We start from the raw sequence: 15,358 nt of genomic DNA on the forward strand, positions 1-15,358 counted from the left end.
CCCCCCAGGCTCCATGGGCGTCGACAAATACTGGTCCCCCGTAAACCGCGTCGACAACGCATATGGCGACAGAAACCTAATCTGCACATGCCCCCCAATGGACGCTTACGAAGAAGCCGCTGAGTAAGCGAGCTGAAACTCACGACCGACCCCCGAAATTATGGGGGTCGGCCATAAGAAATGGGCGGTGCCCCGAAGGGCAAAGCCGAAGACCATCAGGTGGAGGAACAATGAAACACTATGTCCTCAAAAATGTCCGTTCACGGCAAGCCTGCGTTGCCAGGCAAATACCCAACAGAAATCATCACGTCGATGTTGTCCTCTCTGGCGAGGACACCGAAGCATCTGCACAGATCGTCCTGGATTTCTTTGATGCTTTGAACAGGCTGGTCGAACATCATTCTTACATCATCAACATTCGCAGGTTGGCTAAAGATCCGGTCGAAGGGCCACTGTACTGGTCTGGGCGAACGGCACTGTTTTGGGGGGATATCCACGAAAACTGGCGGTTGGATGACTCTGAGAAATCCTGGACCTCACAGATTGTGAACCTGTCGTCGCGCACAATACTTGTCGGCAGCGCCGTTTTGCTGCTTGCTCAGATCGGGCGGGCAGAAAAAACAGTCGCCGCGGTGCACCCCAACTTCACGGCCGCAGCGCAGGAAATCGGACTGATCGAAGATGGATCGGGTATCCACATGGCCTATGATAACCGTTTGCACAGCGCATCGACCCGGTTAAGCGCATTACGGTTGTTGTCCAATTTCGTTTCGATCGATCACGGAGAGCACCTCGCAGACACTCTGCGCGGATACATCGGACTGTCCGAGCCTAAAAGGACCGCCAAGAGCCATCTTGCAATCCGGCTTTTCCAACGGTCCGAGGCCGATCCACAAGTGCGCCGAGCCATCGAAACGATGAGTGATAATCTTGAGGAGCCATTGCGGATCTCGGATCTGGCGCAAATGCTGGGTACGTCTACCCGACAGTTGCAGCGTCGATTTCTAAACAGAACCGGGACAAAGCTTTTGACAACGTACAGAGAGTTGCGTCTGGAACGGGCTGACACGTTGCTTCGGACAACGGATCTGTCGCAGCGAGAGATTTCGGCAGCCACCGGGTTTTCTTCTGCCGTCGCTTTGGGTCGCGCCTTTCGCGCCCATTACAAGACATCCCCGGACGACATCCGAAATCAACGCTTTGCGGGACAGTTATCCGCCAGGTAGGACGAAAAGAACCGCGCCCCGGCAAACAGTTGGTTCGTCACCCCACCTCAATTCAAACACACTCGCTGACCCACGCATCGGGTGAGTTGCCGTTCCCATTGGGCCGTCATCAGAGTGCGCACTGAAGTCGTTTTGGTTAGCTCAGTCTTGTAGATTGTTGGCGCGCTCCCCGCTGGCACATGACCGCCTGGCCCCGCCTTTTGAAGTTACGACGGGCGCAACTCCCTTCATTTGTCAGGGATAGGGGGCACAAACGTGAGGCGCCGCCCGGCTTTCGACCAGACGCGCCAATTCAAAGGCCGAAACGCGGCTTCCTATTCCTTTCAGATCGAACGGTCCCGCCGGGGTCATATCTATCCGGACCTGACGCGCAGTTGCATTTGAGACAAGCACCTGACCGTCCTTGGCGATTTCACACAGGCGTGCCGCCAGATTGGGCGCAGGCCCGATGGCCGAGTAATCCAGACGACCCTCAAAACCGATCCGACCCAAGGTTGCTGCGCCCGTTGCGACCCCAATGCCGAGGCCAAGACCATGCTGCGCTATACCCGCCCTGTATGGGACCATCGCCTTTCGAACATCAACTTGCATTTTCTGGGCCAGATCAACGGCTCGCTGCGCAGCATCATCCAGCGGCACCGGCGCGCCGAACAAAACCATCAAACCGTCGCCGAGAAACCGTTCCAATGTTCCCCCGCAGGCTTCGACAAGCGGTCCACAAGTGCCGTGAAATGAGTTGAGCGCCGCGACAACCTGATCCGCATTGGCTACGGTGGCGAAGGCCGTGAAACCGCGCAGATCGGCAAAAAGAACCGTGATCTCGGCCTTACGGGTTCTCAAGACATCCGCCTCATCCGTCGCGCCGACAATCATCGCGGCCACCTGCGCCGGCAGGAAACGTTTCAGACGATTGGTGCGCTCGATCTCTTCTATCTGGTTGGCGACCCGAGTTTCCAGCGCTGCATTCAAATCGGCCAGCTGGGCTTTTTGCACTTCGACTTGACCGTAGAGCGCGCCCAGTTTTTCGCTGGTTTGGTTCACGTGGTTTGCCAGCTCGCCCAGTTCGTCCCGATTGGGAACCGTAATCCGGTTGTCGAACCCACCCCGGGACAGCTTGCTGAGCACCGCATGGATGCGTTCGATCGGCCACAACAGGGACGACGAAATCGAATATCCCAACAAAAGGGCAATCCCAATCGCTGCGATCGCCGCAGCCGCGATGCTTAGACGTGAGGTCAAATATGCCTGTTCTGTTGTACGCGCCAGTTCGCGCACTTCCTGTTCGACATCCTGCGCCACGGTATACGCCTCGCGCTGCATGGCTTGGAGCGGCTCGAACATGTGGTCGATACCGTGTTGCGCTGCGGCTAACAGATCGCCTTCGCGGTTCAGACGGCGCAGTTCAGTGATTGCCGGTAAAATGTCCTGAAGGTCAGATCGAAGGTTCGCGATCGCCTGCGCATCCGGCATTCCCGGCTGTCCAAAACTGCGAAAACCAAGGGCAAGGTTACGCTCCAGCGCCGCCGAAACGTGAAGTATCGAACGCGTAGAAGCTCCCAGAATTCCGTTCTGACGAGGAAAGTCTTTCAGGTTCTGCGGAACGAACAAGGACAGTAGATGTGTGTTCAGGTTCGAGATCGTCGTGTGGGTGTCATTAAAAAACGCAATACGCTCCTGATCGCGCATCATCGTCTCGGACCGCAGATTGGCCTGATGCAAGGCATATAGACCAAACAACACCAAACAGACCAGCAGACCGGTTATTCCTAGAAAAGCCACCAGCAGCTTGGCCCGAACCGAAAGAGCGACCTTGGCGACGCTGAGCGCAACCAAGGGCGGCCTGTCAGGGCCACCGTTGCGGTCGTGTGTCATGCTGCACCCCCCGCCGAAATACGCGGCAGAACTGGCATCATTGTACACAAATATGCGAAAAAACGCTAGCAAATATGCCAAAATGTCTGCGCTAATAACCCTATTGAAGCGGAATGTGCGCTACTTCTCGGACGAGTCGCGTTCGGCATAGTCACGCAGGCATTGGATATCCGCGATTTCTGCGTGATTGCGATTGATCTTGACACCCACCGGCTTGAGTCGCGAAAACGCCCGGCTCAGACTTTCGGGTTTCATGCCCAAGCGCCCGGCAATCAGCATTTTATCATAAGGCAGCTCAACCTCGCAGCCGCCAGACACCTTGTCGGACAGGTTCAGCAAAAACTCGGCCACTCTTTGCGCGCCGGTTTGGGCCTTGAGTTGCTCCAGCTGCGCGACCAGTGAATGCAAATGGGTAAAGGTCGAAGCCAGAATCGACACGCCAATCTCAGGGTCTTCGCGCATCAGGGACAAAAGAAGCGGGCTGGGAATATGCATGATTTCGCACGCCGAAACAGCCTCGGCAGAGACTGGGTAAGGCACATTGCGCAGCGCGACCGCCTCACCAAAGCTTTCGCCACGGGTAAAGACACTGACGACGGCCTCGGCCCCAGTGGGCGCCATGCGAAACAGCTTGACCCAACCCGCCAGAACCACGTGTACGGCCTTGGCCTCTTCCTCCTGCAGAAAGATCGTCTCACCCCGATCGTAGCGCCGCCAGATCGCATGGCTAAGCAGTTTGTCGATATGGTGCTCTGGCAGGCTTTTCAGCAATAACGACTGTCTGGCGATTGCCTTTTGTGTTTCATGGGCCAAGAAGTGCCCCCTTTTTCCCTGGCCAATCTCTCAGCCGGTACATTCGTTGCCTTATGGCTATGCCAAACCTGAATCCTCTGCACCAGCTTTTTCCTGCGCCACAACTTGACAATTGTCATGTCATCACACCGCCACCATGCCTAACCTCAGGTCAAAGCCAGTATTCCCGGGAGTGTGTGAGATGGACTACCAGCGATTTTTCACCCAGAGCCTTGATGACTTGCGGGATGAAGGAAACTATCGCGTTTTCATAGATCTGCAACGGAACTGCGGGGCTTTCCCGAACGCGCGCCAGACTGATGGAACGGTGCAGCGAGATGTGCGGATCTGGTGTTCCAACGACTATTTGGGCATGGGGCAGCATTCGGAGGTGATTGGTGCGATGCATGACGCACTGGATCGCTGCGGTGCAGGTGCGGGTGGCACGCGCAACATCTCGGGCACAACACATGACCACGTGCTGCTGGAAAATGAACTGGCCGATCTGCACGGGAAAGAGGCCGCGCTGCTGTTCACTTCGGGCTATGTCTCGAACTGGGCCGCGCTGGGAACTCTGGCGGCCAAAATCCCCGGCCTGATCGTTTTCTCTGATGCGTTGAATCACGCGTCGATGATCGAAGGCATCCGCCATTCGCGCGCGCAAAAGGTCATCTGGAAGCACAACGACCTTGAAGACCTCGAGGCGAAACTGGCCGCGGCCGCCCCCAACGCGCCCAAGATGATCGCGTTTGAATCTGTCTATTCAATGGATGGCGACATCGCTCCGATCAAGGGTATCTGCGATTTGGCCGACAAATACGGCGCGATGACCTATCTGGATGAAGTTCACGCCGTTGGTCTTTACGGCCCCCGTGGCGGTGGCATTGCCGAGCGTGAGGGGCTGATGGACCGGCTGACCGTGATCGAAGGCACGCTGGGCAAAGCATTCGGCGTGGTTGGCGGTTACATCGCCGCTTCGGCTGCGCTGTGCGATTTCGTGCGCAGCTTTGCCAGCGGGTTCATCTTTACGACGGCCCTGCCCCCCGCGATTGCAGCTGGTGCTGCGGCCTCGATCCGGCATTTGAAACAGTCGAATACCGAACGTGATCTTCAAAAAGCACGCGTGGGGCAGGTACGTGCCCGACTGGATGCCGAAGGAATTCCTCACCTTCCTAACCCCAGCCATATCATCCCCGTGATGGTAGGCGATCCGGTGAAATGCAAATTCATCTCGGATACGCTGTTGGAAGAGTTCGGTATCTATATCCAGCCGATCAACTACCCAACCGTGCCCAAAGGGACCGAGCGTTTGCGGATCACCCCTTCGCCTGTGCATACGGACGAGGATATTGACCATCTGGTCGGCGCCCTGTCGGCCCTGTGGCACCGCTGCCAGATCGCGCGGATGCCGATGGCCGCGCAATAGCCATGGTGCCCAATCGCACCTGAGAACTTGCCGCTCTTGAAGGCGGCTTTTTCTTTGATCACATGAGGTAGAGGGAAAAGATGACGAGCATAAAGCCGGTCAGCACCGCTGTGAACCCGCGCAGCCAAACCTGACTTTTTGCGAGGTCCAGATACAATGCAAGGATAACGCGGGCTTTGATCAGCGCGAGGATCAGGATACCGGCGCCCAGAAGCTCCGGTAGTACGGGCAGCATGGTCAACAATGCGGAAACAAGGCTTAGCGCGAGCAACGTAAGCCAAGCACGCAGGAGTGAGTTCGGGAGCCTCTGGCGGGCGCATTTGAAAAAAGATGAAGCCTGTGACACGGTGCCTATCCCAGAAGGTAAATCACGGGAAACAGCATGATCCATACCAGGTCGACCATGTGCCAGAACTGAGCGCCAGCCTCGATGTTACGTGCATCGTCGCGCCAGGCAACGAGCACCAGGATACCCCCCCCTGCCAACACATGTGCTGCGTGAAACCCGGTCAGCAGGTAGTAGAACATGAAAAACGGGTGGGTCTCAAACGTGATCCCCTGCGCCGCTTTTCCCGTGTACTCGACCCCTTTGATGATCAGGAACACTACTCCCAGCAGGGCAGCACCGATCAAGGCAAGACGTGCGGCACCACGGCGTGCCACCTTGCGCCAAAGAAGCGCCTGCGCGGCGAGGTAACCTGACGTGACCAGCACTGCTGTATTGAAGGCCGCACCCGTGCGATAAAGATGCGACTGCGCCTCGGCAAAGCCCGCAGGGTCGGTCAGGCAAACGGCCATGAAGGCGATCAAGCCTGCCCCGAATACCAACAGCTCCGAGATGATGAGCACCCACATCAACAACTCACCTGGAAGCTCGTCGATCAGGGAGGTATCGCTCATGCGCCGACCAATTGGCGGTAGATCTGCGGCAGCGCCATGGTCAGGCGGTGCGGGTCGGGGATGACCGCAAACCCACCTTGTCCGAACATTCGCGGGAACCAGCTTTTGCCGGTTTTGTCGATGGTCACACCGAACACCGAATGCCCGGCGCGGCGCGCCTCGCGGACGGCCATGCAGGTATCTTCGATACCATGGCGCCCCTCGTAATGGTCCAGATCATTGGGCTTGCCATCGGTGATGACCAACAGCAACCGCCGCTTTCGGCTTTGACCTGCTAGATCGGCCGAGCAATGGCGGATCGCGGCCCCAAGCCGCGTGTAATGGCCCGGCCGCAGCGACGCGATGCGCTGTTCGACAGTCGTACCCATCGGCTCATCAAAGCGCTTGCAGCGCTGGACGTAGACGCGTTGGCGTTTTAGCGAACTGAAGGCGTGGATGGCGAAATCGTCACCACAGGCGTTCAAGCCCCAGGCCAGCGCGGCCAGTGCCTCGCGCGCGATGTCGATCACGGCCCGTCCTGTGACGGCGCTTTCAGTGGAGCGGCTGACATCCAGCAGGATCGAGACGGCAAGGTCGCGCGCTTCGGGGCGGGATTGCATCCAGATACGCTCGGTTCCTTCACCATTTGCGCAGCGATCAACCTGTGCCCGTACGGCGGCCTCGATATCCAGTTGGTCGCCATCCAGATGGCCGCGCGTCATGATACGACCGGGGCGCAACGCCTCGAACTGGCGCTTGACCGCGCGGATACGGCGGGCGGTGGCTGGGTCCTTGCCAAACTCCGCCGCGTCTTCGCGGATATCTGCATCCGAGAGCAGAACATTGACGTGATCGGGCAGATACCGACCCGTACGCACATCCCATTCGGGATAGAGGATACGGCCCGACAAACGCTCTCGGTTCACATCCTCAGGGGCGAGGTCCAGATGCAGTTTCAGCTTGGTGGGCGGGGCTTTTGAGATTTGTCCAAGGCCAATCTCTTCTTGGTCGTCGGCAGCCTTTTTGGCGTTGTCGGGATCATCGTCATCGATACGGCGATTGATGTTTAGAAACTCAGCCCAGCTGAGGATGGCTTCGAACTTGTGTAGGATAAAGCTGTCGCTGCGGGACGCCTGATCGGATTTGCGACGGCGGGCACGGTGAGTTTTCTCGCCGGATTCTTCGGGCGGACCTTCAGTGTCTGGGTTTTCGACCTCGTTGTGTTCGGAAAAGCCGACGGCGCGCAGTTCGGGCCACAAGGGTATCGGGCGCATCGGCTGATAGCCGCGCGGGGCGACCACGTCATCGTCCAGCTTCAGAAACTGTTCGGCTTTTTCAGACAACGGATGCAGTTCGCCCAGGTTATATCGGATCAGCTCTTCGACAGCCGCCTCGGCGGGTGGAAGGCTGGGAATGTCGCGTTGATGCAGCACCCCTCTGCAAAGCTCGGCGTAAAGTGGGCGCAAGCCGGGGGCGTCCTCCAGTGTCGCCTCGACCATGTGTCGAGCGGCGATCAGCGCAGTCAAGTCGGCGCGTAACGGATCATAGTCATCAATTCGGGTTCCGGCATGGGCGGCCGCAGCCGCCAGCCAGACGTACAGTGCGCCGTTGGCCGCGCGCACGGGAAACACCGCCAGACGATCTGGCAGGCGCAGAACCTCGCCATCAAACGAGGCGCGCGGCATCAATTCAGTCTCGGTAGCCAGCCGGCGACGCCAGCTCAAACGATGACGGGAAACCTCGGGTGAGACCGGACGCAATTCAACGCCCGGACTACCTCCCAGCCCTCGGAAAAGGACTGCCAGCCGCCCCGCGACCTCAGAGAGGTCGACCGCGGCTCCTACGTGCACCTCAGGTGCATCAAGGCGGCTGGCGAGGGTGTGCCACAGTTTCCCGATCGTTTCTTCGGGTTCCCATGGCTCAAAGTCGATCTTGACCATCGGCCGGCCTCACCCAAAGACAGCCGTGACAAGATCGAGGAGCCCGCGTTTGATATCCTCGTCATCCGTCAGAGGTTCGATCATTGCGGCAAGGATGGCGCGGTCGGTGGACATGCCTTGTGCGATCAGCGTCGCGGCATAGACGACCAGACGGGTGGAAACGCCTTCCTCCAGATCCTGACCCTTGAGGCCGCGCAGCTTGCCTGCAAGGCGCACCAGTGGTTTGCAGCGCTCCAGCGGCAGACCGCTTTCCTGCGCAACGACTTCCGCCTCCATCTGGGGCGACGGGAAGTTGAACTCCAGCGAGATAAACCGCTGCCGAGTCGAAGGTTTCAGGGTTTTCAGGATATTCTGATAACCGGGGTTGTAAGACGCCACCAACATGAAACCAGGCGCAGCCTCAAGCTCTTCACCTGTGCGGTCGATCGGCAGGATGCGCCGGTCGTCGGTCAATGGGTGCAGCACGACAGTCACGTCCTTGCGGGCCTCGACGACTTCATCGAGGTAACAGATTGCGCCTTCGCGCACCGCGCGGGTTAGCGGGCCATCGACCCAGACGGTTTCGCCACCTTTCAGTAGGTATCGCCCGATCAGGTCGGCCGCGGCCAGATCGTCGTGGCAAGCCACTGTGTAAAGCGGACGGCCAAGGCGCGCGGCCATATGAGCCACAAAGCGGGTTTTTCCGCAGCCTGTCGGACCTTTCAGCAGGACCGGCAAGTTGTTGGCATAGGCGGCGGTGAACACATCGCATTCATCGCTTTGGGGTAGGTAGAAGGGGGCGTCAGCCGCCCCCGTTCCCATTTGAATGGAGCCATCCATTTGCATCACTCCGCAGGGGTTTCAGCTGCGCCCGGCTCGATGATCTCTTTGCGAGGCACCCAGACCGAGTAGATGAACAACAGCGCACCAAGGACCACCACGACGCCAGAACCAAAGCGCATCCAGTAGAAGATCGCGATCTGGTCTTGCACGTCCATGAAGTAGTCTCCGACCACGCGTTGCATGTGTGTTTGCACGGTTCCACCGAAGGTCAACACAAAGGTCATGAAGACCATGCCGCTGGTCATTAACCAGAAGCTGCCCATGTTCATCACCTGATTGTATGGATCACGGTTCTTCAGGATCGGCATCGCATAGCTGAAGATCGCCAGGTTGAGGCAGACATAGGCACCGTAGAAGGCCAGGTGACCGTGCGCGGCGGTGATCTGCGTGCCGTGGGTGTAGTAGTTTACCCCGTGCAGTGTATGCAGGAAGCCCCATACCCCGGCACCGAAGAACGCCAGCGTGGCACAGCCCAGCGACCACAGCAGTGCAGCCTTGTTCGGGTGGTCACGACGGCCCTTCCAGACCATGACGAAAGCAAAGGCCATCATCGCGAAGAACGGGATCACTTCGAGGCTGGAGAAGATCGAACCGATCCACTGCCAGTAGGCGGGTGTCCCGATCCAATAGTAGTGGTGCCCAGTTCCAAGGATGCCCGAGAACAGCGCGGCCGCGACGATGACATAAAGCCATTTCTCGACCACCTCACGGTCAACACCGGTCAGTTTCAGCATCAGGTAGGCAAGGATCGAGGCCATGATCAGTTCCCACACGCCTTCGACCCACAGGTGGACAACATACCACCAGTATTGCTTGTCCAGGGACAGGTTGCCCGGGTTGTAGAAGGCAAACAGGAACAGCAGCGCCAGCCCCCAAAGACCCAGCAGCAGGATGTTGGTGATCGCGGTCTTCTTGCCCTTCAGAACGGTCATCGACACGTTGTAAAGGAAGATCAGTGCGGCCACGACGATGCCGGCCTTGACCCATTTGGGTTGCTCAAGGAACTCGCGCCCCTCTTTGCCCAACAGCCAGTTTCCTTCGAACAGGTTGAACGTATAGGTCAAAACCACGCCCAGTGTACCGACCACCAGAATGATCAGCTGCAGATATGCCAGCATGGGCGAATGTATTTCACGCTCTGCCTCTTCCGGGATCAGAAAATAGGCCGCGCCGAAGAAGCCCAGGATCAGCCAGACGATCAGCGCATTTGTATGTAGCATCCGCACAATGTTGAACGGCAGAAGCTCGCTCAGGAAATTAGGCGACACATAAATCCAGCCGGCGATCAGACCGCCGATTACCTGGATCGCGAACAAGCCCATCGCTACGGCAAAGTAGGCATAAGCAATTTTTTGGGATTCGTATTTCATTACTCTGTTCCCTTCCTCAGCCGGCCTCGTTGGGCGGCCAGTCCTGAGCGTCGATATTGTCCGTCCAGATCAGGAAGTTGGTCAGATCACGGATTTCTTCGTCGCTGAGGTTGAAATTGGGCATCTGCCGACGACCAGGAATGCCTGTGGGCTGTGCTTCCATCCATCCCTTGAGGGCATCAAAGGCCGATTCCGGATCATCCAGAACATCCCACCGCGTCATCACGTTGCCGACCTCGGGGGCAAAGTAAGCCCCTTCACCCAGAATCGTGTGACAATTGATACAGGCGTGTTTTTCCCAGACGTGTTTGCCCCGCACCACGCTGTCATCAAGATTCGCGGCATTCTCGGAATTCACGATGTACCAGTGGGAATGGGCCGACAAAGCCAGAAAGATAAGAATAAAGAACAGTGACCCGCCATAGAATATATTGCGGGCCATGCTCTTGGTCATGACTTCTCGCATCGCGCTCTCCTTTGCGCAGATTAGCTTGTGAAGATCAGCATGCAGTTGGGGACCGTGCAGCGCCTTAACGAAAGTCAAGACTGGCAAACATCGTTGATGAAGCACCCAGAGCCCGCAACAAAAAGGCCAATCCGAGTGTGGCCTGCGGGAGACTATTGCACTTCCAATTGGCCTAAATACCCCAAAAATACCGTTTTAACGCCTTGAAAAACGTCGCCAGACTTAGCAACATTTTTTCGTGAGCACTCAGTAGCGTCGCTTTTGCGCGGCCTCGCAGAAGCAAAGCACACAAAGGTCAGGGTAACGATGGCAATTGATATTTACGGTGCATTCCGTTCTGACTCGACGATGTCGACCAGTCAGGCGCAGCTTTACCAAGTCAATACTACTTTCCAGATATCTCAATACAGCCAGATTACGATTTCCGACGGTGCCGATCCTACGATCATCGATGGGGATAACGTATCCAATGAAACTCCCAATGACCCAACCCAGACATATCTTGGGCGCGCGTTTGATTGGGATTACACCATCCGGGTCCGTGATGAAGATGGCAATACTTATGAAATCGGCGTCATGGATTGGGACACCAACAACAACGGATCTATGAATACCAACTCCGCTGAGCAGGGTTATTTCCTTGGCTTTATTGGCGGCAGCGTCCCTCCTCTGAACACGACGCTCACTATTATCGAATTGACCGACAATGGCCCGGACATTCCGGTTGATACGATTGTGCCGTGTTTCACAAAGGGTACGCTGATCGAGACGCCAGATGGCATGCGCCCTATCGAGACGCTCGCAGTCGGGGATGAGGTGGTGACGATGGACAGGGGTCCGCAGCGTATTCGCTGGATCGGCGCACGCGCATTGACCGGCCAGGAGCTGTCGGAAAAGCCCAAACTTCGCCCGATCCGCATCGCGGCTGGAACATTGGGCAGCGGACTGCCGCAGCGCGACTTATTGGTATCGCCACAGCATCGGATGCTGGTGCGCTCGGCCATCGCGATCCGAATGTTCAACACCAGCGAAATTCTGGTGGCTGCTCATGCGCTGGTTGGCGTTCCCGGCATAACGGTCGAGGAAAACGCAGAGTCGGTCGAGTATTTTCACATGCTGTTCGAACAGCATGAGATCGTCTTTGCCGAAGGCGCCCCATCAGAAAGCCTGTTCGCCGGAGCCGAAGCGCTCAGAACCGTGCCACTTGCAGCCCGGGCAGAAATGCTGGAGCTGTTTCCTGCCCTGGCCACCAAAGATTTTGTGCCGCCATCCGCGCGTCCGATCCCGAGCAAAGGCAAGCAGGTCCGACACATGGTGCAACGCCACATCAAGAACAGCCGCTCATTGATCGAATGATTTCGATCGTTTGAAACGCTAAAGTACCTAGTCTTGCTTCGCGCGCGGTCCTGTCAATGCGGGCCACATCGCAACCAGATACAGCGCGAAAGCAGTGACCCACAGACCGTCCGACAAGAGCATCGCAACCAGATAGCCCGTGTCCAACTCGGCCCCGATCCAACGCGACAGCGCCGCCGCCGCCATCAATCCATAGGCCACAACCATTGGTCCGGGTGCGACCAGCGCGCGACCACTATGTCCAAGCGCGGCGCGGCTCATGACTGCCAGCGTCATGCCACCTACGCAACCGATACCCAGGACATGCAGGGCGGCAACCTCATTGCCAAGACCCAGCACCGCCAAGCCCCACAGGATCAGACCCAGCGCCAACATGCCCAGCCCTAGATGCAGCGCCAGCAGGATCGGTTCACGCGCAGCCCAAATTGTCCGCCACCGAGCCATAAGCAGGATTTGCACAACGCCCAACGTTAGGGCAACAGCCCCGGCAATTTCCCAATCGCCTGAAGCCAGAACGCTTAGCGGCAGGATAAGCGACAATCCCATTCCGGCCTTGTTCAGCGCACCGACGGAAACGGGCCAGTCAGCCTCAGACACCCCGGCGCGTTTCATGGCGTTGCGGGTAAAAGCCGGCGTGATCCGTCCGCCCAGAACGGCAATCATCGCGCAGAGCGCCAGCAAACCCATCCGCAGCCCGGATTGCAACGTGTCATCCTTCATTCCGATCCACTCAAAATGAGTCAGCAAGTCCGCGATCCAGATCAGGCTGAGCAACAGTAGGAAAATCATGTTCTGCGGTTTCGGCCGACGGATCAATTGCGTCGCTATCTTGGCTGCAAGGATCGGAACAAACGCAAGGTCGATCACGGCAACCATAACCGGCGGCAGCATACCGGAAAACCACATTGCCATCCGGCCTGCCAGCCATACCCCTGCCGCAAGGGCGATGAACCGCGCGCGCGCGTCAGGTGCACCGGTCCAGTTTGGCACCGCCGTCAGAAAGAACCCGCCCAGCGCTGCAGTGGCATAGCCAAAGATCATCTCATGCGCATGCCACATAGGCGGCGTCATGCCGTAATCCGGCGCCATGTAAGGCACCGTCAGCCACAATCCCCAGACTAGTCCGACAAAAAGGCCATACAGCCCGGCAGACAGAAAAAACACGCGGAACCCCTCACCAAAAATACGGGTGATGACTGCGGGCATGGCTGCTCTCCTAGGTCGTTTTTCCAAGCCCTAGCAGCCTGCTTGTTCACGGCACTTAACCAAAATCAAAACCGGCGGAAAACATGCCCCCAAAACACAGATTTTCTGAGGTTTTTTGGGGCAAATTTTTGCATCTCTACCCCGGTTTACGCCCCATCCGTTGACTTTCGTCAAGGAGCCGAAGGCTGCGATGCGCCAACCTTGGCCCTGCCTCACCAGCAAATGGAGAGTGATCATGTCACTTGGAATCAGCTACAAAAAAACTGGCCGTGTCTTTGGGGTCGGTTTGGCGATGCTGCTGGGCAGCGTCGCTGCTCCGACACTCGCCGAAGAGCCAACCCTTGATAAGGACGCCTTTGAATCGTCAAAACAATTGTACTTTGAACGCTGCGCTGGCTGTCACGGCGTGTTGCGCAAAGGTGCGACGGGCAAAAGCCTTGAACCATTGGTGGAAACGAAAAACGCCGACGGCACCGTGACCGAATCCGGCACCCTCAAACTAGGACAGGAACGGCTCGAAAAAATTATCGCCTGGGGCACCGAAGGCGGGATGAACAACTTCTCGGACGTGATGTCCGAGGACGAGATCAGCAATATGGCGACCTACATCCAGATGGAGCCACCCAAGCCGCCGGAAATGTCGCTTGAGCAAATGATGGCGACCCGTAAGGTCTATGTCGAACCCGAAGATTACCCAAGCGAGCCACTGCATGGCCGAAACTGGGAAAACTTTTTTGTGGTTATCGAACGTGACGTGGGCAAGGTGGCTGTGATCGACGGCGACACCAAGGAAGTGCTGGCGCATATTCCGACAGGCTATGCCGTGCACGTTCTGAAAGCGTCCGAGCACCATAAACTGGAAGAGCCGGAAAACCCGGGCCGCTTCTGGTACACCATGGGCCGCGACGGCAAGATGACCAAGATCGACCTGTGGCAAGAGCCTGAGAATATGCTCGTGGCCGAGGTCACCATTGGCTATGACGCCCGCGACGTGGCCGTTTCTGGTGATGGTAAATACGTGATCGGTGGGGCCTATTGGCCGCCGCACTTCGCAATCGTCGATGCCGAAACGATGGAACCTAAGAAGGTTGTCTCGACCCGAGGCTACAACGTGGACGGGGACTATGTGGAAGAGGCGCGTGTTGCCGCGATCTACACCACTCCGAACGAGCCAACCTGGATCGTAGCTGTGAAAGAACTCGGCCAGCTCTGGCAAGTGGATTACTCAGACCTGGACAACCTGCGGATCGACAAGATCGACAGCGCCAAGTTCCTGCATGACGGGTTCTTTGATCCAACCGGCCGTTACTTCCAGATCGCCGCGAACGCGTCGAACAAGATGGTTGTGGTCGATACCGAAACCCACAAGTTGGAAGCCATGATCGACACGGCGCCGCTGCCGCACCCCGGCCCGGGCGCCAACTGGGAAGACCCGAATTGTGGCCCGGTTGCCGGTACGACCCACTTGGGCGAAGGCACTGTCACCGTGTGGGGCAACGACCCCGAAGGTCGTCCGGATGACGCCTGGAAAGTCTGCTACGAGGTGGAAACCGACGGACCCGGTCTGTTCATTCGGACACACCCGGAATCGGACTATATCTGGGCCGACCAGACCAAGCACCCTGAGCCTGAGGTTCAGCAATCGGTGCAGGTCATTGACAAGGCAACCGGTGAGATCGTGAAAACGATCCAGATCACAGAAGAGGAAGGCAACGTCGCCGTCCACTTCGAGTTCAACCAGGACGGTTCCGAGGTTTGGGTTTCCAAGTGGAACCGCTCGACCTCGAAGGAAGCGAACGGTGAGATCGTGATCTACGACGCCAAGACGCTGGAAGAGATTGGCCGCGTGAAGGGGCTGTTTGCACCGACCGGAAAATTCAACGTCTACAACCGGTCGAACCACGTAACCTGACGGATTCTCTACCAACTTCGGAAAGGGCGGGCCCCTCGCCCGCCCTTTCCTCGTTTGTTCACTCAGCCAAACTCACCGGCCTGCCATCCAA

The 15,358-nt window shown here is 57.6% G+C and carries 13 protein-coding genes; 4 read left to right on the top strand and 9 right to left on the bottom strand.

Features of this window, described 5'->3' with window-relative positions; translation table 11 throughout:
- Positions 1–230: 230 nt before the first annotated feature.
- Positions 231–1,226 carry a helix-turn-helix domain-containing protein gene (locus DK510_RS19425; protein ID WP_109313507.1) on the top strand — a complete coding sequence of 332 codons (996 nt, stop codon included), beginning with the start codon at positions 231–233 and terminating at the stop codon, positions 1,224–1,226.
- A gap of 234 nt (positions 1,227–1,460) precedes the next feature.
- Here DK510_RS19425 and DK510_RS19430 read toward each other — a convergent pair whose 3' ends face one another.
- On the bottom strand, positions 1,461–3,098 hold the full coding sequence (locus DK510_RS19430; protein ID WP_109313508.1) for an adenylate/guanylate cyclase domain-containing protein: 1,638 nt from the start codon (positions 3,096–3,098) through the stop codon (positions 1,461–1,463).
- A gap of 120 nt (positions 3,099–3,218) precedes the next feature.
- The gene (locus DK510_RS19435) at positions 3,219–3,911 is read right to left on the bottom strand and encodes a Crp/Fnr family transcriptional regulator (protein ID WP_109313509.1); all 693 of its coding nucleotides are present in this window, start codon (positions 3,909–3,911) and stop codon (positions 3,219–3,221) included.
- Between the two features lie 181 nt (positions 3,912–4,092).
- Between DK510_RS19435 and hemA the strand changes: the two genes are divergently transcribed.
- A complete protein-coding gene (gene hemA / locus DK510_RS19440; RefSeq protein ID WP_109313510.1) occupies positions 4,093–5,316 on the top strand; it encodes a 5-aminolevulinate synthase in 1,224 nt (407 codons plus the stop codon).
- Positions 5,317–5,374: 58 nt separating this feature from the next.
- On the opposite strand, the gene DK510_RS23405 is transcribed toward hemA, so the two are convergent.
- The 6 genes from DK510_RS23405 to DK510_RS19470 all read right to left on the bottom strand — a co-directional run bounded on the left by DK510_RS23405 (position 5,375) and on the right by DK510_RS19470 (position 10,793).
- Entirely contained in the window at positions 5,375–5,551 is a 177-nt protein-coding gene (locus tag DK510_RS23405; protein ID WP_109313511.1) for a nitric oxide reductase F protein, read from the bottom strand.
- 116 nt (positions 5,552–5,667) lie between these two features.
- Positions 5,668–6,216 carry a cytochrome c oxidase subunit 3 gene (locus DK510_RS19450; protein ID WP_109313512.1) on the bottom strand — a complete coding sequence of 183 codons (549 nt, stop codon included), beginning with the start codon at positions 6,214–6,216 and terminating at the stop codon, positions 5,668–5,670.
- On the bottom strand, positions 6,213–8,135 hold the full coding sequence (locus DK510_RS19455) for a nitric oxide reductase activation protein NorD (RefSeq protein WP_109313513.1): 1,923 nt from the start codon (positions 8,133–8,135) through the stop codon (positions 6,213–6,215). The genes DK510_RS19450 and DK510_RS19455 overlap by 4 nt, the downstream gene beginning before the upstream one ends.
- A 9-nt stretch (positions 8,136–8,144) precedes the next feature.
- On the bottom strand, positions 8,145–8,954 hold the full coding sequence (locus tag DK510_RS19460; RefSeq protein WP_109313848.1) for a CbbQ/NirQ/NorQ/GpvN family protein: 810 nt from the start codon (positions 8,952–8,954) through the stop codon (positions 8,145–8,147).
- Positions 8,955–8,959: 5 nt separating this feature from the next.
- Positions 8,960–10,327 carry a cbb3-type cytochrome c oxidase subunit I gene (locus tag DK510_RS19465; protein ID WP_058274912.1) on the bottom strand — a complete coding sequence of 456 codons (1,368 nt, stop codon included), beginning with the start codon at positions 10,325–10,327 and terminating at the stop codon, positions 8,960–8,962.
- A 16-nt stretch (positions 10,328–10,343) separates the two neighbouring features.
- A complete protein-coding gene (locus DK510_RS19470; protein ID WP_058275223.1) occupies positions 10,344–10,793 on the bottom strand; it encodes a cytochrome c in 450 nt (149 codons plus the stop codon).
- Positions 10,794–11,099: 306 nt separating this feature from the next.
- Here DK510_RS19470 and DK510_RS19475 point away from each other — a divergent pair, with 306 nt between their 5' ends.
- Positions 11,100–12,149 (top strand): Hint domain-containing protein, encoded by a 1,050-nt coding sequence (locus tag DK510_RS19475; protein ID WP_109313514.1) that lies wholly within the window; start codon positions 11,100–11,102, stop codon positions 12,147–12,149.
- A 27-nt stretch (positions 12,150–12,176) separates the two neighbouring features.
- Here the strand turns inward: DK510_RS19475 and DK510_RS19480 are convergent, their stop codons facing one another.
- Positions 12,177–13,355 carry an NnrS family protein gene (locus DK510_RS19480; protein ID WP_109313515.1) on the bottom strand — a complete coding sequence of 393 codons (1,179 nt, stop codon included), beginning with the start codon at positions 13,353–13,355 and terminating at the stop codon, positions 12,177–12,179.
- 235 nt (positions 13,356–13,590) lie between these two features.
- Here DK510_RS19480 and DK510_RS19485 point away from each other — a divergent pair, with 235 nt between their 5' ends.
- Positions 13,591–15,267: a cytochrome D1 domain-containing protein gene (locus DK510_RS19485; RefSeq protein WP_109313516.1), complete on the top strand. Its 1,677-nt coding sequence runs from the start codon at positions 13,591–13,593 to the stop codon at positions 15,265–15,267.
- Positions 15,268–15,358 lie beyond the last annotated feature (91 nt).

This window comes from Ruegeria sp. AU67 (assembly GCF_900312795.1).
Taxonomy (GTDB): Bacteria; Pseudomonadota; Alphaproteobacteria; order Rhodobacterales; family Rhodobacteraceae; genus Ruegeria; species Ruegeria atlantica.

Bases quoted from the DNA above. Each gene is read 5' to 3' on its own strand.
- DK510_RS19475 (WP_109313514.1), top strand. From the start codon at position 11,100: ATGGCAATTGATATTTACGGTGCATTCCGTTCTGACTCGACGATGTCG.
- DK510_RS19430 (WP_109313508.1), bottom strand. From the start codon at position 3,098: ATGACACACGACCGCAACGGTGGCCCTGACAGGCCGCCCTTGGTTGCG.
- hemA (WP_109313510.1), top strand. From the start codon at position 4,093: ATGGACTACCAGCGATTTTTCACCCAGAGCCTTGATGACTTGCGGGAT.
- DK510_RS19450 (WP_109313512.1), bottom strand. From the start codon at position 6,216: ATGAGCGATACCTCCCTGATCGACGAGCTTCCAGGTGAGTTGTTGATG.
- DK510_RS19460 (WP_109313848.1), bottom strand. From the start codon at position 8,954: ATGGATGGCTCCATTCAAATGGGAACGGGGGCGGCTGACGCCCCCTTC.
- DK510_RS23405 (WP_109313511.1), bottom strand. From the start codon at position 5,551: ATGCTGCCCGTACTACCGGAGCTTCTGGGCGCCGGTATCCTGATCCTC.
- DK510_RS19465 (WP_058274912.1), bottom strand. From the start codon at position 10,327: ATGAAATACGAATCCCAAAAAATTGCTTATGCCTACTTTGCCGTAGCG.
- DK510_RS19485 (WP_109313516.1), top strand. From the start codon at position 13,591: ATGTCACTTGGAATCAGCTACAAAAAAACTGGCCGTGTCTTTGGGGTC.
- DK510_RS19480 (WP_109313515.1), bottom strand. From the start codon at position 13,355: ATGCCCGCAGTCATCACCCGTATTTTTGGTGAGGGGTTCCGCGTGTTT.
- DK510_RS19470 (WP_058275223.1), bottom strand. From the start codon at position 10,793: ATGCGAGAAGTCATGACCAAGAGCATGGCCCGCAATATATTCTATGGC.
- DK510_RS19455 (WP_109313513.1), bottom strand. From the start codon at position 8,135: ATGGTCAAGATCGACTTTGAGCCATGGGAACCCGAAGAAACGATCGGG.
- DK510_RS19425 (WP_109313507.1), top strand. From the start codon at position 231: ATGAAACACTATGTCCTCAAAAATGTCCGTTCACGGCAAGCCTGCGTT.